General features: G+C 73.8%; 21 protein-coding genes and 1 pseudogene. 14 read left to right on the top strand and 8 right to left on the bottom strand.

What is annotated here, in order from left to right; all coding sequences use genetic code 11:
- Positions 1–35 precede the first annotated feature (35 nt).
- Both POF43_RS07420 and POF43_RS07415 read right to left on the bottom strand, forming a co-directional pair.
- Positions 36–1865, bottom strand: a complete 1830-nt coding sequence (locus POF43_RS07420) for a glycoside hydrolase family 2 protein (RefSeq protein ID WP_271324679.1) — start codon at positions 1863–1865, stop codon at positions 36–38.
- Between the two features lie 152 nt (positions 1866–2017).
- On the bottom strand, positions 2018–3034 hold the full coding sequence (locus POF43_RS07415; protein WP_271324680.1) for a LacI family DNA-binding transcriptional regulator: 1017 nt from the start codon (positions 3032–3034) through the stop codon (positions 2018–2020).
- A 208-nt stretch (positions 3035–3242) separates the two neighbouring features.
- Between POF43_RS07415 and POF43_RS07410 the strand changes: the two genes are divergently transcribed.
- From POF43_RS07410 to POF43_RS07375, 8 genes are all read left to right on the top strand, one after another.
- Positions 3243–4601 carry an extracellular solute-binding protein gene (locus POF43_RS07410; RefSeq protein WP_271324681.1) on the top strand — a complete coding sequence of 453 codons (1359 nt, stop codon included), beginning with the start codon at positions 3243–3245 and terminating at the stop codon, positions 4599–4601.
- A gap of 90 nt (positions 4602–4691) precedes the next feature.
- Positions 4692–5627 (top strand): carbohydrate ABC transporter permease, encoded by a 936-nt coding sequence (locus POF43_RS07405; RefSeq protein ID WP_271325720.1) that lies wholly within the window; start codon positions 4692–4694, stop codon positions 5625–5627.
- Between the two features lie 3 nt (positions 5628–5630).
- Positions 5631–6545: a carbohydrate ABC transporter permease gene (locus tag POF43_RS07400; protein WP_271318478.1), complete on the top strand. Its 915-nt coding sequence runs from the start codon at positions 5631–5633 to the stop codon at positions 6543–6545.
- Between the two features lie 520 nt (positions 6546–7065).
- The gene (locus POF43_RS07395; RefSeq protein WP_282698566.1) at positions 7066–8097 is read left to right on the top strand and encodes a glycoside hydrolase family 43 protein; all 1032 of its coding nucleotides are present in this window, start codon (positions 7066–7068) and stop codon (positions 8095–8097) included.
- Between the two features lie 318 nt (positions 8098–8415).
- Complete coding sequence (locus tag POF43_RS07390; RefSeq protein WP_271325396.1) at positions 8416–10158, top strand: TIGR03767 family metallophosphoesterase; 1743 nt, start codon at positions 8416–8418, stop codon at positions 10156–10158.
- A gap of 164 nt (positions 10159–10322) precedes the next feature.
- A complete protein-coding gene (locus POF43_RS07385; RefSeq protein ID WP_282704471.1) occupies positions 10323–11504 on the top strand; it encodes an MFS transporter in 1182 nt (393 codons plus the stop codon).
- A 157-nt stretch (positions 11505–11661) separates the two neighbouring features.
- The gene (locus tag POF43_RS07380; protein ID WP_271324809.1) at positions 11662–12093 is read left to right on the top strand and encodes an SRPBCC family protein; all 432 of its coding nucleotides are present in this window, start codon (positions 11662–11664) and stop codon (positions 12091–12093) included.
- A gap of 690 nt (positions 12094–12783) precedes the next feature.
- Positions 12784–14217: a mannitol dehydrogenase family protein gene (locus POF43_RS07375; RefSeq protein ID WP_271324810.1), complete on the top strand. Its 1434-nt coding sequence runs from the start codon at positions 12784–12786 to the stop codon at positions 14215–14217.
- A gap of 593 nt (positions 14218–14810) precedes the next feature.
- On the opposite strand, the gene POF43_RS07370 is transcribed toward POF43_RS07375, so the two are convergent.
- The 4 genes and pseudogenes from POF43_RS07370 to POF43_RS07355 all read right to left on the bottom strand — a co-directional run.
- Positions 14811–15224, bottom strand: coding sequence for a hypothetical protein (locus tag POF43_RS07370; RefSeq protein ID WP_271324811.1), 414 nt, complete (start codon positions 15222–15224; stop codon positions 14811–14813).
- Positions 15225–15362: 138 nt separating this feature from the next.
- Positions 15363–15635 carry a hypothetical protein gene (locus POF43_RS07365; protein WP_271324812.1) on the bottom strand — a complete coding sequence of 91 codons (273 nt, stop codon included), beginning with the start codon at positions 15633–15635 and terminating at the stop codon, positions 15363–15365.
- A gap of 51 nt (positions 15636–15686) precedes the next feature.
- Positions 15687–15920, bottom strand: coding sequence for a transposase (locus POF43_RS07360; RefSeq protein ID WP_271315548.1), 234 nt, complete (start codon positions 15918–15920; stop codon positions 15687–15689).
- Between the two features lie 526 nt (positions 15921–16446).
- Positions 16447–16572: pseudogene (locus POF43_RS07355) on the bottom strand (IS481 family transposase); the annotation flags it as partial.
- 722 nt (positions 16573–17294) lie between these two features.
- Between POF43_RS07355 and POF43_RS07350 the strand changes: the two are divergent.
- From POF43_RS07350 to POF43_RS07335, 4 genes are all read left to right on the top strand, one after another.
- Positions 17295–17726 (top strand): cupin domain-containing protein, encoded by a 432-nt coding sequence (locus POF43_RS07350; protein ID WP_271315547.1) that lies wholly within the window; start codon positions 17295–17297, stop codon positions 17724–17726.
- A gap of 155 nt (positions 17727–17881) precedes the next feature.
- Positions 17882–19021 (top strand): baeRF2 domain-containing protein, encoded by a 1140-nt coding sequence (locus tag POF43_RS07345; RefSeq protein WP_271315546.1) that lies wholly within the window; start codon positions 17882–17884, stop codon positions 19019–19021.
- 453 nt (positions 19022–19474) lie between these two features.
- A complete protein-coding gene (locus tag POF43_RS07340; RefSeq protein ID WP_271325368.1) occupies positions 19475–19900 on the top strand; it encodes a MarR family winged helix-turn-helix transcriptional regulator in 426 nt (141 codons plus the stop codon).
- A gap of 29 nt (positions 19901–19929) precedes the next feature.
- Complete coding sequence (locus POF43_RS07335; protein ID WP_271325369.1) at positions 19930–20499, top strand: YbhB/YbcL family Raf kinase inhibitor-like protein; 570 nt, start codon at positions 19930–19932, stop codon at positions 20497–20499.
- Between the two features lie 557 nt (positions 20500–21056).
- Here POF43_RS07335 and POF43_RS07330 read toward each other — a convergent pair.
- Positions 21057–21779, bottom strand: a complete 723-nt coding sequence (locus tag POF43_RS07330; protein WP_271325647.1) for a TetR/AcrR family transcriptional regulator — start codon at positions 21777–21779, stop codon at positions 21057–21059.
- 55 nt (positions 21780–21834) lie between these two features.
- On the opposite strand from POF43_RS07330, the gene POF43_RS07325 reads away from it, so the two are divergent.
- Positions 21835–23409, top strand: a complete 1575-nt coding sequence (locus POF43_RS07325; RefSeq protein ID WP_271325648.1) for an FAD-dependent oxidoreductase — start codon at positions 21835–21837, stop codon at positions 23407–23409.
- A 224-nt stretch (positions 23410–23633) separates the two neighbouring features.
- Here POF43_RS07325 and POF43_RS07320 read toward each other — a convergent pair whose 3' ends face one another.
- Positions 23634–24707, bottom strand: coding sequence for a LacI family DNA-binding transcriptional regulator (locus tag POF43_RS07320; RefSeq protein ID WP_282704470.1), 1074 nt, complete (start codon positions 24705–24707; stop codon positions 23634–23636).
- Positions 24708–24806: 99 nt separating this feature from the next.
- On the opposite strand from POF43_RS07320, the gene POF43_RS07315 reads away from it, so the two are divergent.
- Positions 24807–26168 (top strand): MFS transporter, encoded by a 1362-nt coding sequence (locus tag POF43_RS07315; protein WP_271324707.1) that lies wholly within the window; start codon positions 24807–24809, stop codon positions 26166–26168.
- The last annotated feature ends 525 nt before the right edge of the window (positions 26169–26693 follow it).

Genomic DNA, 26693 nt, shown 5'->3' with positions numbered 1-26693 from the left:
CCTGACGACGGCCGACCGGGCGGAGCGGCCCCCTCCTACGCGTCCTTCGACTCCGAGGCGGCCGGCCTGAGTTGGGCGGCGCGCAGCCGGGCGACGTCGAGCTTGCGGCCGCGGTGGAAGGTGTACAGGCCGTTCTGCTCCTGGTGGACGTCGGTCAACTGCGTGTAGCAGTAGCCGAACATCAGCGGGTCCGCCAGGAGCGCGCCGGTCAGGCCCTCGAACCGGGTGTAGAACTCCTCCTCGTCGCGCGGCGCTTCGCCGTACCCCCACGAGTCGTCGCTCGACGTGCGGTCCGGGTTCCACCGGATGCCGCCGAACTCGCTGCAGAAATACGGCTGTCCGCGGTACGCGACGGACCAGGCGGTGCCGTCCTCCTCGGTGTTGGTGTACGGCCTGCCCTCGGCGAGCGGTGCCATCGCGGCGGCGAACCGTGCCGGGTCCTGCTCGTAGAGGTGGGAGTCGTAGACGTCGGTGAACGGGACGCGGTGCGCGTAGCCGGAGGCGTCGATGACCGGCCGGGTGCCGTCGGCGGCCTTGGTGGCCAGGAACATCGCGGTGGTGACGTCGTCGAGGCCGGTGAGCCGGTCGTGCAGCACCTGGTGCGTCTCGTTCAGCGGGCACCACCCGACGACGGACGGATGGGAGTAGTCGCGGGCCACCGCCTCCAGCCACTCGGCGACGAACGAGGCGTCCGGGCGCTGGAGATCGGTGCGCGGGCCCTCCACCTTGGCACCCCAGTCGCCGAACTCGCCCCAGAGCAGGTAGCCGAGCCGGTCCGCGTGGTACAAGTACCGCTCCTCGAAGACCTTCTGGTGCAGTCGCGCGCCGTTGAAGCCCGCGGCCAGGCCGAGTTCGATGTCGCGTACCAGCGCGCCGTCGTCCGGTGCCGTCATCACGCCGTCCGGGTAGTAGCCCTGGTCGAGCACCAGCCGCTGGAAGAACGCCTCGCCGTTGAGCCGCAGCGAGGTGCCGTCCACCGACACCGACCGCAGCCCCGCGTAGGAGTCGAAGGCGTCGACGACCTCGTTGTCCCCGTCGCGCAACTCCAGCCGCAGGTCGTACAGATGGGGGTCGGACGGCGACCACGGGCGGACCCGATCCGGTGGCACCGCCAGCGTCAGACGCGGCGTCAGGTCCAGGTCGGCGCGAGTGCGCGCGGAGCACACCACCCCGTCGGCGTCGCGCAGTTCGGCGACCAGGTGCTGCCCGCGGCGGTTGGCGCTCAGCGGCACCTCCAGGTGGAACGCCGCACCGGCCAGGTCCGGGGTCACCCGGGGCCGCCGCAGGTGGGTGTGCGGCACCGGTTCCGCCCAGACGCTCTGCCAGATGCCGGTGGTCCGGGTGTAGTGGCAGCCGGTGTTGCCGTACCAGGTGGCCTGCTTGCCGCGGGCCTGCGGGCCGTGCCGGGTGTCGCGGGCCCGCACGACCACCACCGCCCGCGTCCCCGGCTCGGCGACGCCGTGCAGGTCGGCGGTGAACGGCGTGAAACCGCCGCGGTGCCGGGCCACCTCGCGGCCGTTGACCCACACCGTCGTGTCGTGGTCGACCGCCTGGAAGTGCAGCAGTGCGCGCCGCCCGGCCCACTCGGGCGGAACGGTGAACTCGCGGCGGTACCAGACCGCTTCGAGGAAGTCGGTCTCCCCGATCCCGGACAGGGCCGACTCCGGGCAGAACGGGACCGTGATGCGGGACATCAACTCCCGCTCGCACAGCCCCCGTTCGAGGCCGGAGTCGCCGGGGTCGGTCTCGAACTGCCAACTGCCGTTCAGGCAGAGCCAGTCCGGCCGCACGAACTGCGGACGCGGGTATTCCGGCCGGGGGAGTGAGGTGGTGTCCGCGCCGGACACCGAAGAGACGCTGGTCACGGTGAGTCCTCGTACTGGTCGGAAGACGGGGCCTGGCGGTGCGGTGGCGGGGTGCGGCGGACGGTCCGCCGGTCCGCACCCGCCACTACTACAACGTTGAATCACGACTCCGCAAGAGGCCGTCACCGGCCCGCCCGCGACGCCGGCCGCGGTCAGGACCCGCTGCTCTCCCGCACCCGCAGCCCGTGCGAGGCCGTGAGGACCCGCTGCTCCAGCCGTTTGCCGCCCGCCGAGATCCGTTCCAGCACCGCGTCCAGCGCCAGCCCCGCGATCCCGGCGCGGTCCGGGCGCACGCTGCTGAGCGACGGGACCGAGAACCGCGACTCCTCCACGTCGTCGAAGCCCACCAGCGCCACGTCCCGCGGCACCCGCACCCCCGCCTCGTGCGCCGCCCGCAGCGCCCCCGACGCCAGCACGTCCGCGAAGCAGAACACCGCGTCCGGCGGCTCGGGCAGCGTCAGCAGCTCGCGCATCCCGGCCGCCCCGCAGTCGCGCGAGTACCACGGCACCGCCGGGGCCAGCGCCGGATCGAACGCCACCCCGGCGGCGTCCAGCGCCTCCCGGTAGCCGCGCATCCGGGTCGCCCCCGTCGCGAACAACGGGTCGTCCTGCCGGCCCAGCACGCCGATCCGCCGCCGGCCGGCCGCCAGCAGGTGCCGCACGGCCTCCCGCGCCGCGGCCACGTTGTCGATGCCGACGTGGTCCGCCGCCACGTCGTACTCGCGTTCGCCCAGCAGCACCAGCGGGAAGTCGCCCTCCCGCGCCGCGAGCCGCTCGCGGTCCAGCCGCAGCGGACTGAGCACCACTCCGTCGATCAGCGGGCTCACCATTCCGGCCGCCAGCCGCAGTTCCTCCTCCGGATCGCCCTGCGTCTCCTCGATGAGCACCGTGCACGGCCGTTCCTTCGCCGCCGCGATGAACGCCGCCGCCAGCTCCGCGAAGTACGGCGACAGCAGCTCGGGAACCGCCAGCATCACGATCCCGCTGCGGCCGGTGCGCAGCTGCCGTGCCGAATGGTTGGGCCGGTATCCCAGCTCCGCCACCGCCGCCAGCACCCGCTCCCGGGTGGCCGCCGACACCCGGCCCTCCCCCCGGACCACGTTCGACACGGTCTTGAACGACACCCCGGCCATGGCCGCGACGTCCTTCAGGCCGATCCGTGCGCCCACCCCAGCCCCCCTTCGCCAGTCGTCAACGACTCACATGCTGTCACGCGAACGTGTCATCTCCGTCCGATGCATTGACACCCCCGTGACGCCGAAGATACAACGTTGAAGCTCCAGGGCGAGGATGCCGCGGCGGCGGCGGTCCGCGTTCTGGGAACGCGCCGGCGCGACCCCCGCCGGCGTGGTCCGCCACCCGCCCGGGAGGACCCTGATGCCGCGTCCCGCCGAAACCAGCCGTCCAGGCCGCCGCAGCGTGCTGCGGGCCGCCGCCGCGCTCGCGTTGGGCGGCGCCGGCGCGGCCGGCCTCACCGGCTGCGGAACAGCCGTCGGACAAGGACTGTTCGGCGCGGCCGACCCGGCCGGGACGCTGACGTACTGGAACCTGTTCGGCGGCGGGGACGGCACCCGCATGCAGCAGATGGAGAACGCGTTCCGGGCCGCGCACCGCGCGGTGCGGCTGCGGCCGGTGACGCTGGCGTGGGGCAACCCGTACTACACGAAGCTGACGCTGGCGACCCTCGGACGGCGGCCGCCGGACGTCGCCGTCACCCACCTGTCGCGGCTGCCGACACTGGCCGCCTCGTCCCTGCTGACCCCGCTGCGCTCCGCCGACCTGGAACGGCACGGGCTCACCGCCGCGCGGTTCGACCCCAGGGCGTACCAACAGGCGCACTACCAGGGCTCGTTGTACGCGATGCCCCTGGACACCCACCCGTTCGTCCTCTACTACAACACCGCCGTGTGCCGCAAAGCCGGCCTGCTCGACGCGGCGGGGAAGCTCAAACCGCTGCAAGGCTCAACGGAGTTCACCGCCGCGCTGGCGGCCGGGGCCAAGGCGTGCGGCGGAGCGGGCGCCGTCATGAGCATCACCAACGACCCGTCCATGTGCTGGCGTTGGTGGTGGACGTGCTACCGGCAGCTCGGCGGCGGCGACCTGCTGGCCGGCGACGGGCGCACCGTCGTGCTGGACGAGGACCGGGCCGAACGCGCGGCGGCGTATCTCGCCCGGCTGACCGGGCGGCGGCTGATGCCCGGCGAGCTGGACCAGAACGGCGCGGTGTCGCTGTTCACCTCCGGCAAGGCCGCGTTCATGCTGGACGGCGAGTGGGACGTCACCACCGTGCAGAGCACCAAGGCTGCCTTCGGGATGGTGCGGGTGCCGCGGCTGTTCGACGACGCGCCGTACGCGGTGTGGGCCGACTCGCACGCGCTGATCCTGCCGCGCTCGCCGCAGCGCGACGCCGCCCGGCTCGACCTGGCGCTGACCTTCGTCACCTCACTGCTCGACGACAGCTACGTGTGGGCGCAGGGCGGCCACATCCCCGCCTGGCTGCCCACCCGCGACTCGCGGCGCTACCGCGACCTGCGGCCGCAGGCGGACTACGCGGACGCGGTGGCCGGCGCCGCCTACGACCCGCCCGCCTGGTACTCCGGCGCCGGCTCGGACCTGGAGACGGTGGCCGGCGGCGCCGTCGGGCTGCTGCTCGGCGGACGGCTGACCCCGGCCGGATTCGTCCGGAGTCTGCGCGCGGGCCTGCGCGAACTCGCCTCCCGGCCCAGCCCGTTGTGACCGCCCGCCCCGCCCCGGCCGCCGCCGGGCCCCCGCTCCCGTCCCTGTTTCCGTGCCCGTTCCGTGCACCGCGAGGAAGGTAACCCCGCCATGGCCGTCCACTCGCCGACCGCGCCGGCCGCCGGCCCGCGCGCGGCCCCCGCCGCGGTCCGCCGCCACCACTGGGCGGGCCCCGGGATGGTGCTGCCCTTCCTGCTGCTGTACCTGCTGTTCATGATCGGCCCGGTCGCCTACAACCTGGTCGTCTCGCTGTTCAACACCAGCCTGGTGCACTCCGGCCTGGGCCCGTTCGTCGGACTGCGCAACTACGGCGAGGCGCTGACCAGCGCGGACTTCTGGCACACGCTGTGGCACACCGTGTGGTTCACCGTGCTGACCACCGTGCCGCTGGTGGCGCTGAGCCTGGCACTGGCGCTGATGGCCGAACGGGTCCGGCGCTGGCGGTGGCTGTTCCGCACGGTCTTCTTCGCCCCCTACGTCCTGCCGGTCTCCGCCGTCGCGCTGGTCTTCACCTACGTCTACGCCGACCGCATCGGCCTGTTGCAGCACCTGCTGTCGCTGGTCGGCGTCACCTCGCCCGGCTGGCTGTCCGACCCGCGCTGGGTGCTGCCGTCGGTCGCGGCCGCCACCGTGTGGTGGACCCTGGGCTTCACCTTCGTGCTCTACCTCGCCGCCCTCCAGGACATCCCCGCCGACGTGCTGGAGGCCGCCGCCATCGACGGCGCCGGGCCGGTGCGCCGGCTGCGCCACGTCGTCGTGCCGATGCTGGGCCGCACCACCGCGCTGGTCACCGTCCTGCAGGTGATCGCCTCGCTGAAGGTCTTCGACCAGGTGTACCTGATCGCCGGATCGGGCGGCGGCCCGGCGGGCGCGGCGCGTTCGTCCGTGGAGTACGTCTACGACTCCGGCTTCACCGACATGCGGGTGGGATACGCCGCCACGGTGTCGTTCCTGCTGTTCCTGGTGATGCTGGCCGTCTCCGCGGTCTGGTTCGCCGTATCGCGCCGCACCGATCAGGGAGTGTGACCCATGGCCACCGCCACCGCGCCCGTCCCCGCGGACCGTTCCGCCACCGGTGCGCCCGCCCCGGTCCGCGCCGGCCGCCGCCGCCCGCGCCGCGAGCCGTCGGCGGAACGGGCGTTCACCCGGCTGTGCGGCGCGGTGCTGGTGGTCTTCGCGCTGCTGTGGCTGCTGCCGCTGGCCTGGGCGCTGGCCACCTCGGTGCGGCCGGACGGGGAGATCAACACCGCCCCCACCCGCTGGTTCGGCGCCCACCCCACGCTCGCCGCCTACCGTTCGGTGCTGGACGCCGGCCACATCGGCCAGTGGTACCTCAACAGCCTCATCACCTCGGCGCTGACCATGGTGATCACCGTCGTGGTGGCCAGCGCGGCCGCCTTCGCGCTGTCCCGCGTCGACTTCCGCGGCCGGCGCGCGCTGTACTGGCTGGTCCTGGCGGGCGCGATGATCCCGGCGCAGGTGCTGGTGGTCCCGCAGTTCAAGGAGCTGAACTCCGTCCACCTGCTCAACACCTACTGGGCGGTGATCCTCCCCCAACTGCCCAGCGCCATCGCGGTGTTCGTCTTCAAGTCGTTCATCGACGGCATCCCCGGCGAACTCGTCGACGCCGCCCGCGCCGACGGCGCCGGATGGTGGACGGTCTACGCCCGCATCGTCATGCCGCTCACCCGCCCGGCGGTCTCCGCGGTGGCGGTCTTCACCTTCGTGTGGTCCTGGAACAACTTCCTGTGGCCGCTGCTGGTCGACACCAGCGTGTCGATGATGACGCTGCCGGTGGGCCTGGCCACCACCCAGGACTCCTACGGCATCCGCTACGCCGAACTCATGGCCTCCGCGGTACTCGGCGGCCTGCCGCTCATCGTGCTCTTCCTGTTCTTCCAGCGCCGCATCGTCGAGGGCATCGCCGGGACGGGCTTGAAGTGACGACGGGGGGCGCTCGGCGCGATCCCGGCGGTGCGGGGTGTGCGGGGGTGTCGTCCGGTGCGATCTCGGCGGTGCGGGGGTGCGCCGGTGCGGGGGTGCCGTCCGGTGCGATCCCGCCGGTGCGATGTGCGACCGCGGGAGCCACCCCGTACGACCCCGCCGGTGCGATGCGAGCCGCCGGTGCGAGGCGACCGCGCCGCGGCGGAGATCCGGTGTGAAATGCCCCCGCTGTGACGGGAGTTGCGCCCAACGGCCTGCCGGTGCGTGCCCGCCCGCCCCACCGGCCCGGTGAACGCGGTGAGTTGATCGCCGATCGGCCCGACCGACCCGTGTCACAGGGCTGTTCGCACGGCGATTCAACGTTGTACTCTCGCTCGGAGAGTCCCGGCCGGCCGCCCTCGCCGGACCGGCGACGGGCCGCCTCCCCGCGACCCGGCCGGGCGGGACGCTCGAACGGCTTCCCCACCCCCCCACGCGCCCCCAACGCCGCAAGGCCGTACGGACAGCAGGGAGACAAGTCGTGTTCTCAGCCCCCACCCCCCATGCGCCCCGATCCGCCGCGCGCCGCCGTACCCCGATCCGCGCCGCCGCGGCCGGCGTACTGCTCGCCGCGGCCGCCCTCCTCGCCCCCGCGGCTCCGCCGGCCCTCGCCGCCGGACCTGCTCCGCGGGCCACTCCCGCCGCGCAGGGCGTCACCCTCGCCCTCGACCGGGACTTCCCCGACCCGTCGGTGGCCACCGACGGCACCACCTACTACGCCTACGCCACCTCCTCGGCCGGCCTCAACTACCAGACCGCCACCGCCTCTTCGCCCGCCGGCCCGTGGAACTGGACCGGTACCGACGCGATGCCGAACCCGCCGGCCTGGGCGAACGGCGGCTACTGGGCGCCGGACGTCTCACGCCGTTCCGACGGCTCGTGGCTGATGTACTTCACCGCCGACGACCCGGGGCTGGGCCACGAGTGCGTCGGTGTGGCCACCTCCGCCGGCCCGCTGGGCCCGTTCCAGCCGCAGGGCGCCGCGCCGCTGGTGTGCCCCGGCGACCAGGGCGGCGCCATCGACGCCTCGGCGTTCACCGACACCGACGGCAGCCACTGGATGATGTGGAAGAACGACGGCAACTCCATCGGCCAGCCGACCCACCTGTACGCGCAGCCGATGAGCGCCGACGGCACCGCCACCGCCGGCGACCCGGTGTCGCTGCTCACCGACGACCGCTCCGACGAGTCCGGCGTCATCGAGGCGCCCTACCTGGTCCACCAGGGCGGCCACTACGTGCTGTTCTACTCCGCCGGCTCCTACGCGGGCGCCGGCTACGAGGAGAACTACGCGACCGCCACCTCGGTCACCGGGCCGTACACCAAGGCGGGCGGCACCTGGATGACCTCCTCCGGCACCGGCGTCACCGGACCGGGCGGTGCCAGCGTGCTGCGCACCGGGTCTGGCGACTGGCTCTACTTCCACGGCTGGCGCGGCGGTACCTCCTACCGCGGCCTGTACCTGGCGTCGCTGGGCTGGACCGGCTCCGACACACCGGTACTCGGCGGCTGACCGCGTCCGGAGGTAAGCCGGCGGCGGCAGTGGCCCGGCGGTGTGGTGTGGCGGGGGCGGACGATGCGGTCCTGTGCGCCGGTGGCGGACGGGCGGCGGCGGACGAGCAGTGGCGGACGGTGCGGTGCGCCGGCGGACGGTGCGGTACGCGGTCGCGCCGCGCGGCGGGGCGGCGGGCAGGGGTGAACCGATTGGCTACGCCATGTTCACGTCAGGTCCATCGTGGTCCATGATGCTGGCGGGCGGTGTGTTACCGACAGGTAAATACGCCGTCCGCCGCACCCGCCGTCCGCCTGCCCGACGTCAGGAGCCCATGGCATGCCGCCCTACAGCAGACGCCAGTTCGTCGCCGGTGCAGCCGCCGCCACCGCGGCGCTGACGCTGGCCAACGCCCCCTACGCCTCGGCCGCCGCCCGCGACCGCGCCCTGGCCGCCACCGCCGCCCGCGCGGTCCAGGTCGCGGGCACCACGCTGGAGCAGGCCGCCACCGCGTCCGGCACCGGAACGTACCGGAAACTGACAGCCGGCCCCGGCTGGCCGCTGGTGGTGCGCACCGACCTGGCCGCCGCCGGCACCGGCCGCGACAGCCGCCGCACCGGCCTGGCGAGCTTCGTGCAGTTCACCGACCTGCACCTGGCCGACACCGAGTCGCCGGTCCGCTTCGAGTACCTGGCCCGCTACATCGACTCCGCCTACCGCCCGCACGACCTGCTGACCGTGCGCGGCGCCTCCTCGCTCGTCGAACGGGTCAACTCCCTTGCCGGCGGCCCCTACACCGGCCTGCCGTTCTCCCTGGTGATCGCCACCGGTGACAACACCGACAACCACGAGAACGCCGAACTCGACTGGTACCTCACGGTGATGAGCGGCGGCACGATCACCCCCACCACCGGCAGCACCACCGCCTACGAGGGCGTCGCCAACTCCGGTTCCACCACGTACTGGAACCCCGAGTCGCCGCTCGACGACACCTACAAGCAAGCCGGCTTCCCGCAGATCCCCGGCTTCCTGTCCGCCGCCGTCAAGCCGTTCACCGCACCGGGCCTGACCACCCCCTGGTACGTCACCGCCGGCAACCACGACGACAGCATCATGGGCACCCTGCCGGACCTGACCCTGCTCAACTCGGTCTACACCGGCGGCCTGAAGCTGGAGGGCCTCGACGACGCCGACGCCGCCCAGCTCGCCGCCGCGCTGGAGGACGGCGACCCGGCCGAGGCGCTCACCCTGCTGGTCAAGCTCATCGACGGCGGCCCGGTCCGGCACGTCACCCCGGACCCGGCCCGCGAGCCGTTCACCAACGCCGGTTTCGCACAGGCCCACCTGGAGACCGCCTATACCGGCCCCGGCCCCTACGGCCACGGCTTCACCTCCGCCGCCGCCTCCAACGGCGAGCTGTACTACACGTTCCCGATCGCCCCCGGCGTCCTCGGCGTCAGCCTCGACACCACCAACCGGGCCGGCGACGCCGACGGCTCGATCGGCACCGCCCAGCTGACCTGGCTGGAGTCCACCCTCCAGGCGCACAGCGGCCACTGGTACGACACCGACGGCAACCCGGTGCGCGGCTCCCACGCCGACCAGCTCGTCGTGGTCTTCAGCCACCACACCAGCACCAGCATGGGCAACACGCTGCCCGACCCGTACAACCTGCTGGAGGGCCGCCACACCGGCACCGAACTGCTCACCCTGCTCCAGCGCTACCCCAACACGCTGGCCTGGGTGAACGGCCACACCCACGAGAACCGGATCACCGCGCACGGCCACGCCGTCCCCGAACGGGCCCTGTGGGAGATCAACACCGCCTCCCACATCGACTATCCGCAGCACGCCCGGATCATCGAGATCGCCGACAACGCCGACGGCACCCTGTCGCTGTTCACCACCCTCATCGAGTCCGCCGCGCCCTACACCGCCGACCCCGGCGACCTCTCGGACGCCGGACTCGCCTCCTGGTACCGGGAGTTGGCCTACAACGACCCCTACGCCGACCCGGCCGGCAAGCTCGGCGGACCCGGCGACCACAACACCGAACTGCTCATCACCAAGCCGGGCGGCTGACCCGCCGGCCCACGGTGGCGGTGGGCCGGTGGGCCGGGAGACCGCAACGTGACGGGACGGCCGACGTGCGGCGGCGGGCCGCTGCCACGCAGGGCCCAACCCGCAGCTACGGCAGGGTGCGGCCCGCCGCCGGCCGGCCGCAGTGCGATGGGACAGGGAACGCCGTGACCGTTGTGGACCCAACGACCGGCTCCTACCGCCGGTTGCTCGCCCGGCCCGACCTGCGGCGGCTCGCCGTCACCGACGTCTGCGCCCGGCTGCCGCAGGGCATGGTCAGCATCACCTTGCTGCTGGTCGCCTCCCACCACGCCTCGCTGTCCGCGGCCGGCGCGGTGGTCGGCGGCTACTCGCTCGGGCAGGCCCTCACCGCGCCGCTGCGCGGCCGGCTCGCCGACCGGCACGGACTGCGCGCGGTCGTACCGCTCTGCCTGGCCGGCTACCTCACCGCCCTGCTCGGCCTCGCCCTCGCCGTCGACCGCACCGCCCCCGCCGCCGTGCTGACCACCACCGCCGTCCTGGCCGGCCTCCTCACCCCGCCGCTCAGCCCCGCCCTGCGCGGCCTGTGGGCCCGCGGCACCCCGCCCGGCCTGCGCCGCACCGCGTTCGCGCTGGACGCGGTGATCTTCGACCTCACCGCCATCGCCGGCCCCGCGCTCGCCGGCGCCCTGGCCACCACCGCCGGCCCGTACGCGGCGCTCGGCGTGCTGCTCGCGCTCACCGCGACCGCCGCCGCGGTGGTCGCCGCCCGTTCCGCGCCGCCCCCCGCGCCCACCGCACCCCGCCCACCCGGCCGTTCCGCCGCGCAACGCTTCCCGGCACCGCGCCGGCTGCTGGTCACCGCCGCGCTGACCAACCTGGCGCTGACCGCCACCGAGGTGTCACTGACCGCCTGCGTCCGGCAGGCCGGCGCGCTGTGGGCCGCCGGCCCCCTGCTCGCGGCGCTGTCGGCCGGCAGCATCGCCGGCTCCCTCGCCCTGGGCGGCCGTGCCTCCGGCGCCCGGCGCGCGGGCCTGCCCCTGCTGCTGACCGGTTACGCGGCCGGCCTCGCCCTGCTGGCCGCCGCCGCCCTCGACCCACCGCTGCTCGCGGTCGCCGCGCCGGTCGCCGGGCTGTTCCTGGGCTCCACGCTCGCCGCCCTGTTCTCCGCCGCGGCCGACGCCGCACCGCGGGGCGCCGCCATCGAGGCGCAGTCCTGGGTCAACACCATCATGTCCGGCGGCGCGTCGGCCGGCGCCGCCCTGGCCGGCGGGCTCGCGCCGCACCCGCCGCTGGGCCTGGCACTGGCGGCCGGCTGCGCGGCGCTCGGCGCTCTGACCGTCCGGGGCCTTGACCGTTCGTCGTCGTAACCGTCCGGAACCCTGACCGCTCGACGTCGTAACCGTTCGGCGCCCTGACCGCCCGGCCCCGCCGGTGTCCGCGCGCGGCGGTGCGCGGCGGATACGGGCATCGGGGGCGGACCGGGGTAGACGGAGGTCGTCACAGCCCCGGCGAAAGGACCCCACCGTGATCCGCGTACAGCGCACCATGACCGTACGGCGGCCGGCCGAGGCGGTCGTGGACTACCTCAGGGACTTCTCCCGCACCGAACAGTGGGACCCCGGTACGGTCAGCTGCGTCCGCGAGGACGACGGCCCGCCGCGCGAGGGGGCCCGCTGGCACAACGTCTCGCAGTTCCGCGGCCGGCGCACCGAACTGACCTACCGCCTCACCACGTCACAGGACCGCCGCCTGGTCTTCACCGGCGAGAACCGCACCGCCGAGATCACCGACGACCTGACCTTCCGGACGGTCGACGGCGGCACCGAGGTCACCTACCGGGCGACCATCCGCTTCAAGGGCCTGGCCGCGCTGGCCGGCCCCTTCCTGCGCAAGGAGTTCGAACGCCTCGGCGACGAGATCGTCCACACGCTGCCCCGAGCGGTTGAGCACCCCTGACGGGGCAGCGGGCGCCTGCGGCAGCGTCCATGGGGTCGCGGCGGCTGTCCTCCCGGGGGACGGCCGGGCCACCCGGTGGCCGTTTCCGCTGCGCCAGGTGCTCCGCTCCGTTCCGCCGGGCTGTACGGGGTCGTGCTTTGCGTCCCCCGGAGCACCACCCGGGCTTCGGGGCATCGTCCGCCGCGCCGCGTGCTCCGGTCCGTTCCGCCGGTCGCGCGGCTCGCACCGTGCCACCGGCGCGGTCGATGGCAGCCGCGCGGGTGGCGCCGCTCGCATCGCGGCGGACGTGGCGCCGTTCATGCTGCGGGTGCGCCCCTGTACTCCCGGCCGTACCGCCCGTCAGCGAGTCACCGGCCCCGTTGGGCGGAACGCCACGGTGCCGAACGGACGTCGTCACGGCACGCCCTCGACCCGGCGGCACGAGGTGGGCTCCCGGTTCGGCGCCGGGCGTGTTCCCCGGCGGCCTCGCGGTCCGCGTCCCGCTCGACGTCTCCCGGCCCGGCTTGGTATCCAGGAGCACATGGCTCACGACCAGCGGACCGCTGAGTTCCCTCGCCGCCCCCGCCTCCGGCCACGCGACGGCGCCCCGCGCCCGTCCGGCGCACCCGGCCACGGGGAGCGGGCCGACGCCGGTTTTCCGTACGCGTACCCCCCGACGGGCGGTCGGCGCGACGGCTCGGCGCCTGTCTGGTGAACGCCGTCTCCCCGCGCCTGGACCGCGCCGCGCTGTCCGCCCTGCCGCGGGCGGTCCGGCCCGCCGTCGACCCGGCCGCCCTGCGCCCGCGCGTCGTCCACCTCGGCCTCGGCGCCTTCCACCGCGCCCACCAGGCGCTCTACACCGAGGACGCCGAGGCCGCGCACGGCGGAGGCTGGGGCATCGCAGCCGTCGCCCAGCGCTCCACCGCCGTCCTCGACGCCCTGCGGCCGCAGGACTGCCTGTACACCTGCACCCGCCGCGACCCCGGCGGCCCGGCCACCCGCGTCGTCGCCGCCGTCACCGAGGCCCTGCACGCCACCGCCGACGCCGACCGCCTCCGCGCCCTGCTCGCCTCGCCGGACGTCACCGTCGTCACCCTCACCGTCACCGAGAAGGGCTACCGGCGCGATCCGGTCCACCACGGCCTGGACCTCGACGACCCTGCGGTACGCGCCGACCTCGCCGGCGCCGGACCACCCGCCACCGCCGTCGGACAGCTGGCCGTCGGACTGCGTGCCCGGTACGCCGCCGGGGGCCCGCCGCTGTCGGTGCTCTCGTGCGACAACATGACCGGCAACAGCACGGTCCTCGCCCGGCTGGTCCGCGACCACGTGACCGCCGCCGGCTGGCCGGAGCACGCCCGGCTGCTGGAATGGCTGGAGACCTCGGTCGCCTTTCCGCCCACCATGGTCGACCGCATCGTCCCGGCGCCCACCGAAGCCGACCGGGACGCCGCCGCCCGCGCCCTCGGCGGCCGGCGCGACGAGGCGGCGGTGGCCGCCGAACCGTTCACCCAGTGGGTGATCGAGGACGCCTTCACCGCCGACCGCCCGCGCTGGGAGGCGGCCGGCGCCCAGCTCGTCGCCGACGTCGCTCCGTACGAACTGACCAAGCTGCGACTGCTCAACGGCTCCCACTCACTGCTCGCCCACCGCGGCCTGGCCGCCGGCCTCGACACGGTCGCCGACGTGCTGGACACCGCGTGGGGCGAGCGGGCGGTCCGCGACTACGCGACCGAGGTCGCCGCCACGCTGCCCGCAGCGCCGGGCCTGGACACCGGCGCCTACGTCGACAGCCTCGTCGAACGGTTCGCCAACCACGCCATGGGCCACCGGCTGCGGCAGATCGCCTCCGACGGCTCACTGAAGATCCCGGAACGCTGGCTCGCCCCGCTGCGCGAACTGCGCTCCGCCGGCCGGCCCGCCCCCGCGCTCACCGGCTGCCTCGCCGCCTACGCCCGTCACACCCGCGCCGCGCCGCTCGACGACCCGTCCGCGACCGCGCTGCGCACCGCCTGGGACGCCGGTACCCCGGCCGACGCCGTCCGCCGCCTGCTCACGGTCCTCGGCGCGGCCGATCTGGCGGACGACGCCGAGCTGGCGGCCGACGTGGCGGCCGGGGTGCGTGAGCTGGACCGGGGTGCGTGAGGCTTTTTGGCGGGGGTGCATGAGGAGCTGGCTGGCGCCGTATGACGATCGGGGCGGCGTTTGTCTGCCGATCGGACCGGCACCCCTCGTCGTTCGTACCGGCGATCGGGACGGGCTGACCAGCAGTGAACGCGAGGAGTTGGCCGCGCTGCGGCGGGAGAACCGCCGACTGCGCGAGGACGTCCACGTTCTCAAACAGGCCACGCTTTCTTTGCGAAGGGACCCGGTGAGCGTGCACCTGTTCCTCGAGGCGGGGAAACGCGCAGGTCGCAGTGCCAAACGGGCGCGTGAACTGCTGAGGGTCTCCCGAACCGCACCCACTACGCCCGCCGAACGGGCGGACCCGGCCCCCGCGCGGTCCGCGATGCCTGGCTGACCGAACGCATCACCGCCGTCCACGCCAGGTTACGCGGAACTTACGGCGTTCCCCGCCTCCATGCCGCTCCCCAACACGAGGGCGCCGCCGTGTCGCACAGCTGATGCGTTCGGGCCAGCCCGACCGGCCGACACCGCGGACGACGGCACCTGACCACAGTCCCCGATCCGCGCCCCTCCACCCGTCCCGATCTCACCGTCCGCAACGTCCAGCCCGCTCACGATGGGCTGTACGCCCATGTCCGACCGACAAGGGCCGGCTCTACCTGACCACCGAAGATCGCGGTGCGGGCGGCGGTCCGGCTGGGCCAGGCGGTGGTGTCGAGCGCTTCGCGTGTGATGGCGGCGAAGAACGATTCGGCGAGTGCGTGGTCCCAGCACTGTCCGGTGTGGCCGACCGACAGACGGACTCCGTATGCCAGAGCTGCGACTTGCCAACTGGCGTACTGGCTTCCGCGATCCGAGGGCAAGATCACCGGACGGGTGGGGCGGCGCTGTCGGCAGGTGGCGACCGGATCTGTGCGCACCTGGTCGGCGGTTGCCCAACCGACGATGCGGTGCGAGGCGATGTCGATAACGACTTCATCGAGTGCTGGTACAACTTGCACCGACTGCACAGCGGCCTCGGCCACCGCAGCCCCGCCGACTACGAAACCACGCTCGCAGTCTGACCAGCGCACCAACGGTGTCCGTCACAGCGGAACAAGCTCACCCCCCTCCGACGCGGCCACCGAAGACTCGGGACAAGGCCCTATGAGCTCGTAAGACGTTCATGGTTGGGCTCGTTTGAGGCGTCTCCAGCAGATGAGGCCGCATGTGAGGGAGATGAAGGCGTCGTGGAGTTCGGTGCGTCGCTCCCAGCGGGCGGCGAGGCGTTCGAACTGGTGGAGCAGGGCGAAGGTCTGCTCCACCACGTAGCGGAGCTTGCCCAGTCCGTGGATGTTTTCCTCGCCGCGGTGGGAGATGGCGGGCAGGATCATGCGTCTTCGCAGTTCACGGTGGTTGGCGCGGGAGTTGGAGCCCGGCGATTGGCGGGATGTCATCGAGCAGGGTGAGGGGCTGCGTGATGTCGTTGACATGGGCGGCCGTGGTGATCACCTTGAGTGGGGTGCCACGTCCGTCGCACTTCGGGAGCCGTCCACACACGCGTGGGCCCAGTCCAGTTCCCCCGCCGCATTCAGTCCGGCGAGCAGGATTCGGTGCAGCCGGTCGAAGACTCCGGCCTGCTGCCACCGTTTCAGGCGGCGCCAGCAGGTCTGACCGGAGCCGAACCCCAGCTCCGTCGGCAGCAGTTGCCAGGCGATGTCGTTGACGAGATCGTGTTTCACGCCCTACGGCCAACCATGCACGAACTCGTATATGACGGACCGGCGTGTCGCGCCGGAGGAGCGTTGCTGTTCGCTGAAACCGTTGACTGGTCGTTGACTTCGACAATGACTTTGAGTCAGTAGACCGTTGACATCAACAACGACCAGTCAACGAATTCGCGAAATGGCACGGTTGTCGTCGTCCGACACGCCGGGGAAATTACCGCTCGTCCACAGGTGCCACATCGTTCCATTCAGCTCACACCGAAAGGACGCGCTGATTTCCCGCGAGCGGCCACCGGAACTCGCTCCCGATCGCGCTTTCACTGAATGTTTCGCCGTGGTCGACTATTGGTTTTCGCGCCAGCGGCGGACCGCAGCTGTCCGCACCTCGGCTGCCCAGCCGCACGGTTCACGCATCCAGCGCCAGCTCGACTTCCAGGTGTAGTGACCTGCGGGTTCGACGCGGGTGATCGGGGGTGGCCTCCGAGGGTGGTGTGGCAGCGGTGGTAGTTGTGGTCATACAGGAAGGCGGTGGGCGGCGGTGCGATTCCTGGCGTTCGTCGGTGAGGACTTCGCTGTAGGCCGGGCGGGAGTGGTCGTCGACAGCGGAGTGGATGTGGCTGTAGCTGATCACCGGCCTGCCGCTCTTGCGCTCGCTGGTGGTGGCTGCCGGTTGCGGGCATCCTCGCTGGGGTCCTGGACAGCTCCACCCCGGACCGGAGGTCTGCGTGCATAGACCCGACGCCTGTCAACAACGTTCATGGTCAATACACCGGGGGAGTGCCGTTCCGATCATCTGATCGTTGGACCGGTCGCGAAGGGAATTGAGGGCGAGATACCTGATGTCGCGTGGTCGCTGATTGGTCCGTTGTTGCCGGCTCCGGGTCGTGTCTGCCGATCGGGCGGACGAAGATCGTAAAGTCGCATTTCGTGCGGGATTGATCGATCCCGGCGCCTACCGTAGGAGCGCCCACCGCCGGTAGTCCGTCGGCGGCCGCAGGCCCTCCGCGTCCGGACGATCGAGGAGTGACATGCCCCCATCGGAGAACCCGGTCCAGGGGATGGGGATCGAGTCGTTCAGGCCGCGCGCGGGGCGCGGGTCACCGGCAGGAGTCGCCTTCCGCGGGATCGCGACTCCCACGGCCGCCCGGCCGGCGGGCCGCCCACGGAGTACGGCCCCCGGCCACCGCGTGCCAGGCTCACCACGATCCTGACGCGCCCGGGCAGCTCAGGGCCAATTCTCGGACGTGCTCGCCCGCGTCGCCCGATGCGATCGCGTCGACACACACGCCTCCGCCAAGCCCCGCCTCCATCAGGCCCCCGCCTCCGGCCAGCCCCCCAGGCCTCGCCCCACCAAGAACCCCCGACCGGACGACCGACACGGAGACCACCATGCAGATCATCCGGGGCCGCGCGGCGCACGGCCGGGCCGAGCAGCGTTCCGCGACCTTCACCGGCACCGTCTGGGCCGACCCGGTGCTGCCCGCCACCCGTGCCGGCGCGGCCGGCACCGTCACCATCAACACCGTCACGTTCACCCCGTACGCGCGCACCCACTGGCACCGCCACGAGCACGGCCAGATCCTGCACGTCACCGCCGGTGAGGGGCTGATCGGAGTCCGGGACGAGCCGCCGCGCCCGCTGCGGATCGGGGACACCGTGTGGGTGCCGCCCGGCGAGACCCACTGGCACGGTGCCTCCGCGCACGGGCTGCTGGTCCACACCGCGGTCTCGCTCGGGCGCACGATCTGGCTGGAGCCGGTCACGGATCCCGACTACGCCGGGGCCGTGGAGTCGCCGAAGCCCGCCGCGCCCGCGCGATGACCTTGGCGCCGTGCCGTTATGTGCGCGGGTGACCGTTTCCGCCGCCGGGTGCGTGGAACACGGTGGGGGGACCGCTTCGCACGCTCGCCGTCCCGGCCGGGCCTGCGAGCGTGCGGATGGGGTCGTCGCAAGGATCACGCTCGCGAGAAGCGGAGATGACGATCATGGACCTCGGATTCCTCGGTACCGCCGTCGAGCGCGCCGGCCCCTGGGCCAGTGTGTGGATCGACGCCACCTACGACACGCCCGACGCCGAGCACCGCCGCGAGCTGACCGCCCGGGGATCGCGGGAACGCCTGGGGTCGCTGGGTGCCGACCAGCGCACCAGGGAAGCGGTCTACGAGACGCTCGCCGCGCCGCCGCGGGCCGGGGTCTCCGGCCGGAAGGCGGGCCGTTACGTGCTGGCCACCCACGGTGACATCGTCGCCGACCTCGCCCTGGCCGGCCCGCCCGCCCGCTCCGGTGAGACGTGGTCGGCGCTGCCCCGGCTCACGCCGCTGCTCGACGGTCTCGCCGACGACCTGCCGTGCCTCGTGGCGCACGTGGACCGTACCGGCGCCGACCTCGAACTCCGCGACGGCCGCAGCCACCCACTGGGCACCGTCGACGGCGCCGCGACCCCGGTCCACCGCACCGGGCGCGGTACCTGGGACGAGCGCCACCACGACCTCGCGGCGGAGAACGCCTGGGAGCAGAACGCCCGTGAGATCGCCCGGCACATCGAGGACGCCTGGCAGGACAGCGGCGCGCAACTCCTGCTGCTGGCCGGCGGCGCCCGGGAACGCCACACCGTACGCGAGAACCTGCCCGCCGCCATCGCCGAGCGCACCGCGGAGACCGACCACGGCGGCCGGGCCCCGGGGTCGGGTACCGGACTGCTCGAACGCGACCTGGCCGCCGCCCGTGCCTCCTACGAGCGGGAGAGCACCGACCGCGACGTCGAGCGCTACCAGGCCGGCGGCACGCCCTCCGCGTCCGACCTGGAGACGCTGGTGGAGGCGGCCCGCGAGCACCGCATCGACACCCTGCTGATCCACCCGCGCGGCGGCGCCCTGGCCCACGAGGTGTGGGTCGGCACCGGGCCCGATCAACTGGCGGTACGCAGCAACGAGTTGAAGTCCCTTGGCGCCTCCGACCCGCAGTCCGCCCGCGCGGACGACGCGCTGTTGAGGTCGGCCGCCGCGAACGGCGCCCGCGTCGTCACCGTCCCCGACCCCGGCCAGGCGCCCCCCGGCGGTCTCGGAGCGCTCCTGCGCTGGAGCGAGGAGCCGACGCCGGCGGGCAGCCTGAGCTGAGCCGACGGGCTCCGGCCCGCCGGACCGCTTCGGAGCGGCCAGCGGTTCCGGGCCGCCGGGCCGACCGGACCGACCCGTCTGAACGGTAGATACGACTGACGAACTGGCCGATCGACCGATCGGACGACTGCCTGACCCACCGGCTGACCGACTGGCTGACCCACCGCCTGACCGACCGGCTGATCCACTGGTTGATCGACTGTCCGGCCTGACCCGACCGGCCGGGGCCCGCCAGGACTGACCTGATGTGACCGGGCATGACGAGGCCCCACCGCGCGGTCGACGAACCCCTCCCGCGTGCGGGATTGCCCTCGCCCCGCGCCTGTTCCCCGGCTCGCGTTCGCGTCGCATTTCACCGGCTGCCGGGCCGTCGGTCCGGTCGGCCTCGCCGCCTCATTTTGCTTAGTAGGATTAAGTAGATGCTATGGTCTACTAAGCAATGGGGGGTGTGGCGTGACCGAGCACATCGACGAGGTCGGCGCGGAGCTGCGGCGCGCGGTCGTGCGGCTCTACAGCCGGTTCCGCTCCGAACGCGTTGAGGGAGAGGTCTCCGAGGAGGCGCTGCTCGTCCTCATCGTTCTCGACAAGCAGGGCCGGCTGAGCCTGAGCGATCTGGCCGCGACGGCGAGGGTCACGCTCGGGTCGATGAGTCAGACGGTCCGGCGGCTCGAACAACTCGCCTACGTCACGAAGTCCCGCGGGACGGAGGACCGGCGCAAGGTCTTGTTCGCGTTGACCGCGGAGGGCCGGGAAGCGTCCACGGCGTCGCGTCGCCACCGGCAGGACTGGCTCAACGGCCGGCTCGCCGAACTCACCGCCGCCGAACGCGACGACCTCCTGCGGGTCGCTCCGCTCCTCCTCCGCATCGCCGACTCCTGAAGCGTCGCCGACTCCTGAACAGGAACACCGTGCATCCCGTAGAAGCCCTTCTCGTCCCCGTCGGCCGACTGCTGCGCAACCGGCGCCCCGACGAAGCCGCGAGCATCGCCAACGCCCCCGAACTCGCGACCGGCAACCGCATCACGCTGACCTCGCCCGCCTTCCGCGACGGGGACGTCGTGCCCGCCAAGCACTGCGGGCAGTTCATCGGCGACGACGTCTCGCCCGCCCTCGCGTGGAGTGCCCTTCCGGCGGGGACAAAGGGCCTGGTCTTCGTGCTCGAAGACCTCGACAATCCCGGTGCCGTGCCCGGCATCCACACGGTCGCCGTGTTCGCGCCGAGCGGGGGTGGCCTGCCGGAAGGCGCCCTGACGCCGGACGACCCGCGCTTCCGGTTCCTCCCCAACCACCGCCGCCAGGCCAAGTACGTCGGACCGAGGCCGCTCCCCGGCCACGGCACGCACCGCTACCGCTTCCACCTCTACGCCCTCGACACCGACGTCGACTTCACCGAGGTCGCCGACATGCAAGCCGTGCCGTCGACCCTCGCGGGACATGTCCTGGCCGCCGGAACGCTCACCGGCACGCGGACGACCTGAGGGCCGGGGTCCAGGACGGCGGTGCGGCGTCAGGGCTGATGCGGCGGACGGCGTCGACCGGCACGCGCGGGTTGACGCCGCTCCGCCGTATGCGCCGCTCCGCCGTATGCGCCGCTCCACCGCATGCGCCGCTCCACCGCACGCGCCCCCTCCCGCGCCCCCGGCTCGCAAGCGGTCAGCCGTCGTGGCCGAGCCGTTCGACCGTGGCCGTGACGTGTAGACCCGGTCGGCCACCTCGCCCGCCGGCATCTCGACGAGGTCGTAGCCGAGCCGACGAGGTCGTAGTCGGAGCGCCGGTGGCTCGGTTCATGCGCCCGAACCCGCGCCGCGCCGGCGCCCGTAGCATCGTCGGTCTTCCCGGAACCCGGCGTGCCGGTGAGGATGCGGCGCTCAAGGACCGCCCCCAGGACGAGAGTCACCACGCCGGCCGACCGCGGAACCACCGTTGCCCGCGAGTTCGGCCCGCCCACCCCGTGAATGCGGCCCGCCCACCCCGCGAATGCGGCCCGCGCCGCCGACCCCGTGTCCGCGGCGCGGTCCCATCGCGCGCCGGCGCCCTAACGGTGGGCCAGGCCATCGATCATCAGGGTGACGGTGAAGTCGAACCGTTCGTGGCCCGTGCCGGCGGTGAGTTCGGCCGCGTGGCGGGTGGTGTGCGGGAAGGTCTCGGCGGGCAGTGCGGTCAGCCGGCGCCGGAGTTCGGCGGTGTCGACGACCCAGTCCGTGTCGTCGTCGGCCTTGCGCTGCCTCATGACGGAGATCTCCAGGCAGTAGGCGGCCACGTACAGCAGGAGGGCGTCGGCGGCCCAGGCGGCGGCCTGCGGGGTGACGCCGCCGGCGAGCAGGATCGCCAGCATGCCCTCGCTGACGCGCACGGTCTCCAGGTCGGTGGGGGCCATGGCGAGCGCGGCGCGGGAGATCCCGGGGTAGGCCAGGTACTGGTCGCGCACCTGGGCGCACACGCCGCGCAGCTGCTCCCGCCAGGTCGCGGGTTCGGGCTCGGGCAGGACCAGCCCGGCGCACAGCCGCCCGATGAGCAGCTCGTCGAGGTCGGCCTTGTTGACCACGTGGGCGTAGAGCGAGGCGGGGCCGGTGTCGAGCGCGCCGGCCAGCCGGCGCATGGTCAGTGCCTCGTAACCCTCCGTGGCGACGAGGCCCAGTGCGGTGTCGACGACCTGGTCGACGGTGATCGGGTCCTTGCGGCGCCGCGGCCTGGAGCCGGGTTCGGCCTCGGGGTTCGGCGGCCGGTGGCGTGCCGCGCGTCGCTCTTTCGGGTTCACCCGGTCATCCTATTTGACACGAACGGTGTTCGTATATAGAACGGTGTTCGTGTCGATGACGATGATGACGACGAAGATGAACCAGGACGCGGACGTGACCGTGGTCGGAGCCGGACCGGTGGGCCTGGTGCTCGCCGCGGAGCTGGCGCTCTCCGGAGCGACGGTGCAGGTGATCGAGCGGCGGGCCGAGCCGGACGAATCGATGAAGGCGGGGGCGATCAACGTTCCGACGGCCGAGGCGCTCGACCGCCGCGGCCTGCTGCCCGCCGCCGAACAGGTGCAGCGGGAGCTGCTCGAACGGGTCGGACCGTTCGCTCCCCGGGCCGATGACCGGCGGACCGATGGCGGTCGGGAGGCGCGCGGGTCGCGGTTCACCGGGCATTTCGCGGGAATGGTCCTCGACGCCGACCTCGTGGACGCCTCCGACCCCGACCTCGCCGCGCACACCGCGGTCGACGGAGCGCGGATGGTGCCGCAGCGCGAGCTGGAGGAGCTGCTGGCCGGCCATGTCGCGCGACTCGGCGTACCGGTGCGACGCGGGGTGGAGGTCACCGCGTTCGAGGACACCGGCGACGGCGTGGTCGTCGGCACGACCGCCGGCCCGGTGCGCACCGGGTGGCTGGTCGGGTGCGACGGCGGGCGCAGCACCGTGCGGCGCCTCGCGGGCATCGGCTTCCCCGGCACCGACCCCGAACTCACCGGGATGATGGGGACCGTCGACCTCGACGACCCGGGCAAGCTCGCGGACGGCTGGACGTGGTCGGCCCGGGGGGCGTACCGCTACGGGCCGCAGCCCGGCCGGGTGGTCACCGTGGAGTTCACCGGCGCCCCCGCCGACCGTTCGGCGCCGGTCACCCTTGAGGAGCTGCAGGCCGGCCTGCGCCGGGTCTCGGGCACCGACGTCACGCTGACCGCGCTGCGCGCCGCCGGGTCCCGCTGGACCGACAACGCCCGCCAGGCCGCGAACTACCGGTCGGGGCGGGTGTTCCTGGCCGGCGACTCGGCGCACGTGCACTCGCCGTTCGGCGGTCAGGGGCTCAACCTCGGGGTGGGCGACGCGATGAACCTCGGCTGGAAGCTCGGCGCGGTGGTCGCCGGGTGGGCCGCCGAAGGGCTGCTCGACACCTACGACGCCGAGCGCCGCCCCCTCGGCGCCTGGGTACTGGACTGGACGCGGGCCCAGATCGGGGTCATGCGCGGGGACGCCAAGTCGGCCGCGCTCCGGGAGGTGGTCGCCGACCTGCTGAGCACGCGGGCGGGCACGACCTACGCGGTCAAGAAGATCTCCGGCGTCGCCCAGCGCATCGACCTGCCCGGCGACCATCCGCTGATCGGCCGGTTCGTGCCCGACCTGTGGCTGACGGACGGCTCCCGCCTGGTCGACCACGGTCACCACGGCGGCTTCCTGCTGCTCGACCGCACCGCGGACGGCGCGTTCGCCCGCCTCGCCGCGCCCTGGACCGGCCGGGTGACCGGCGTGACCGACGACCACGCGACCCCGACCGGGGTGCTGGTACGCCCCGACGGCGTGGTCGCCTGGGCCTCCGACACCACCGACGCCACCGGCCTGGAGGCCGCTCTGCGCCGATGGGCCGGCGAGCCGTCGCCCGCACCCGAGCCGGCCGGCTGACGCTCTGTCCGCGCGGCCTGCGGCCGGGGTACGCCCGACTGAGGCTCCGCGCCGTCAACGGCCGGGGTGCGTCGGGGCGGCTTCGTCGCTCCGGAAGCCCCATCCCTCCGGCCACCCGACTGCCTCCTCCGCCCGTCCGGAGCGCCGGCCCGGCCCGTCCGGAACCCTGCCCCGGCCCGTTCGGAACCCCCGTGCGGAGCCCCGGCCCGTCCGGACCCCCCGCCTCACCCCCGCGTGCTCGCGCGCCGCACCACGGTCCAGGGGGCCGCCACCGTCACCGCCGGGCCGCCGTCGAGTGCCGCGCGGGCGCACGCGGCGCCCTGGTCGCGCAGGGACTGGGCGACCGAGGTCAGGCCGAGTTCGACGGCCACGTCGGCGTCGTCCCAACCGGTGACGGACAGCTCGCGCGGTACGGACCGGCCGGCCGTGCGGGCCGCCCGTACGACGCCGGCCGCCTGCTCGTCGCTCATCGCGGCGATCGCGTCCGGCGGCTCGGGCAGCGCCAGCAACCGGGCGGCGACCGCCTCGGCCTCGGCGGCGTCGTTGCGGGCGCAGACCGCCACCGTCACCCGGTCCCAGCGGAACCCGGCGTCGGCGGCGGCGAGCCGGTAGCCCTCCAGGCGGTCCCGGGTCACCGGGAACAGCACGCCGTCGGTCGCCGCGCCGGGGCCGACGGTGGTCTCCCGGCTCCGGGACAACGGGAAGCTGATCACCGCGGGCCGCGCGGCGCCGGCGAACGCGGCGGCGCCCACCGCGCGGGCCGCGGCCCGGTTGTCGACGCCGACCAGGCCGAGCCCCGGCACCGCGGGCCCGCCGTGCACCACGGCCGGCCGCCGCACCGCCCGCACCGCGTCCAGCACCGGGTCGTCCTCGGCCGTCGTCCACACCACGAACCCGTCGACGGCCGCGGCCCGCACCCGCGCCGCGTCCTGCGGGGCGCCGGTGACCGGCAGGATCGTCATGCCGTAGCCGCGTTCCGTGCACACCTGCGCGATACCGGCCAGGAAACGGGCCGCCTGCGGATCCTCGAACGCGTACGTCAGGTGCTCGCCCAGCACCACCCCGAGCGTCTGGGTGCTCCCGCGCCGCAGCGACCGCGCCCGCGGGTCGGGACCGGCGTAGCCCAGGCGTTCCGCGGCCGCCAGCACCTTCGCGCGGGCCTCGTCGGAGACCCGGGCCGGCCGGCTGTACGTGTACGACGCGGTCATCACCGACACCTCCGCCAGGGCGGCCACTTCGGCCAGGGTCGCCCGTTTCGCACCGGGGGAGGAGCGCCGGGCGCCGCCAGACGTCGTCATGCCGCCAGTCTAGGTGTGTATCGTTACACACCAACGGAGACACCAACAGGGACGCCGACGGGGACACCGGCGGAGTCGGAACGGCGGAGGGCGGAAGCGATGTCGGCGAAACCTGGCGGGCCACCGGGAGGGCTGGCCGCCTCGGCGTACGTGGCGTTCGCCGCCTTCGGCGCGTTCTGGGGGGTGTGGGGCGCCTCGGTGCCGCGGGTGCGTGACCAGGCGGGCGTCAGCGACGGGCAGTTGGGGCTGGCGCTGCTGTTCGTCGGGGCGGGGGCACTGCCGGCGATGCTGCTGGCCGGCCGGGCGCTGGACCGATTCGGGCTACGGGTCGCGGCCGGCGTCATCGCGCTGCTGGGGCTCGTCGGCACCGCGCTGGCGCTGACCGCGCGGAGCCTGCCGGACCTGTGCGTGGGACTGGCCGTCGCCGGGGCGGCCAGCGGCGCGGCGGACGTGGCGATGAACGCGGTCGCCGGCCGCGCCGAACAGCTGGCCGGGCGGCCGGTCATCGCCCGTGCCCACGGCACCTTCTCCGCCCTCGTCGTGGTCTCCGGCCTGGCGACCGGCTTCGGCGCCGCCCGCGCGCTGCCGCTAGCGGTGCCGTTCGCCGTGGTCGCGCTGATCGCCCTGGCGGCCGGCGCCGCGATGCTCCGCACGCTCCCGCCGCACACGCCGGCGCCGCCCGAGGGTGATGCCGCCGGCGGTCCGGGCGGGGGTGCCGCCGGCGGTTCGGAGGGTGACGCCTTCGGTGGTTCGGGCGGGGGTGCCGCCGGCGGTTCGGAGGGCGCTGACGGTGATGCCTCCGGCGGTTCGGGGGGTGCGCGGGGCGCCGGGGTCCGGCGGTCGCCGCTGCGTCCGCTGCTGCTGATCGGGGTGCTCGGGGCGATCGCGTTCGCCAACGAGAACGCCCAGCAGAGCTGGAGCGCCGTCTACGCCCGCGATCAGCTGCACTCCGGCACCGGACTCGCCGCGGTCGCGCCCGCCGTCTTCGCCGCGACCGTCTCGGTCACCCGCTTCGGTCTCGGCGGCCTGAAGCGGGTTCCGGCCCGCACTGTGGTACTGGCCGGGGCGCTGATCGCGGCGGCCGGCTCGCTGACCATCGCCTCGGCGCCGAACCTGCCGGTCGCCGCCTGCGGCCTGGTGCTGTCCGGCGCCGGGACCGCGGTGCTCTTCCCCACCCTGATCGGCGTCGTCTCGCGCAACGTCGCCGAGTCCCGCCGCGGCCGCGCCACCTCGATCGTCGGCACCGTGTCCTACCTGGGCTTCCTGCTCGGCCCGGTCTACATCGGCACCTGGGCCGGTGCGGCCGGTCTGCGCGGCGCGATGGTCGCCGACGCGGCCCTGGCCTGCGTACTGTTCCTGCTGACCGCACCCCTGTTGCGACTCACCGGCTTCACCCTCACCGGCGGCGAACCCGCCACGGGGACGGCACGGGCCGAGTCGCCCGCGGAGGTTGCTTCCTGACGCCTTATCAGGTCTGATGCCCCGTCAGCAACGGTCCGCCCGCGCGACCTCGCGGACCGGCTCGCCGGGCATGATCGGCGGCGCTGTTCGTCTGCGCGGCCCGGGAAGGCGCGGACCGCGCGGGCCACGTCCACCGTTCCGCCGGGTCGCAGGGTGGGCCGGGGTAGTCGGTGCGGTGCGGTGTGGTGACGGATGGCGGTCACGGGGGTCGGCGGGGCGGAACCCTTGAAGGGGACGCAGGCGTCGTCGCCGAGAGCGTGCGGTCACCGGCACCGTACCTCCCACGCCGCAGCCGAACGGGTGCGGCAATCCCGACTGGGGAGCGCCTTCCGGATGGCCGAACCTCTGCCGCCGGCACTCGTGCCCCAGTACGCACGTGGCGTCGCCGCCGAAGTCGGGTTCGTCATGGGCCGGATGGAAGCTGACGGCGCTGGCTGACGCATCGTCATCAAGTTGAGAGAGCGCGCCCCCGCGCTCCCGTGCGACCCCCGCCGACCGCCCAGCCGTCCAACTCGGCGTCGTGGC

The organism is Streptantibioticus silvisoli, assembly GCF_027947535.2.
Taxonomy (GTDB): domain Bacteria; phylum Actinomycetota; class Actinomycetes; order Streptomycetales; family Streptomycetaceae; genus Streptantibioticus_C; species Streptantibioticus_C silvisoli.
This window is presented reverse-complemented; position numbering and strand designations above follow the sequence as displayed.

Coding starts and splice junctions, on each gene's coding strand:
- POF43_RS07410 (WP_271324681.1), top strand. CDS start 3,243: ATGCCGCGTCCCGCCGAAACCAGCCGTCCAGGCCGCCGCAGCGTGCTG.
- POF43_RS07405 (WP_271325720.1), top strand. CDS start 4,692: ATGGCCGTCCACTCGCCGACCGCGCCGGCCGCCGGCCCGCGCGCGGCC.
- POF43_RS07400 (WP_271318478.1), top strand. CDS start 5,631: ATGGCCACCGCCACCGCGCCCGTCCCCGCGGACCGTTCCGCCACCGGT.
- POF43_RS07390 (WP_271325396.1), top strand. CDS start 8,416: ATGCCGCCCTACAGCAGACGCCAGTTCGTCGCCGGTGCAGCCGCCGCC.
- POF43_RS07365 (WP_271324812.1), bottom strand. CDS start 15,635: ATGACATCCCGCCAATCGCCGGGCTCCAACTCCCGCGCCAACCACCGT.
- POF43_RS07350 (WP_271315547.1), top strand. CDS start 17,295: ATGCAGATCATCCGGGGCCGCGCGGCGCACGGCCGGGCCGAGCAGCGT.
- POF43_RS07345 (WP_271315546.1), top strand. CDS start 17,882: ATGACGATCATGGACCTCGGATTCCTCGGTACCGCCGTCGAGCGCGCC.
- POF43_RS07325 (WP_271325648.1), top strand. CDS start 21,835: ATGACGATGATGACGACGAAGATGAACCAGGACGCGGACGTGACCGTG.
- POF43_RS07320 (WP_282704470.1), bottom strand. CDS start 24,707: ATGACGACGTCTGGCGGCGCCCGGCGCTCCTCCCCCGGTGCGAAACGG.
- POF43_RS07315 (WP_271324707.1), top strand. CDS start 24,807: ATGTCGGCGAAACCTGGCGGGCCACCGGGAGGGCTGGCCGCCTCGGCG.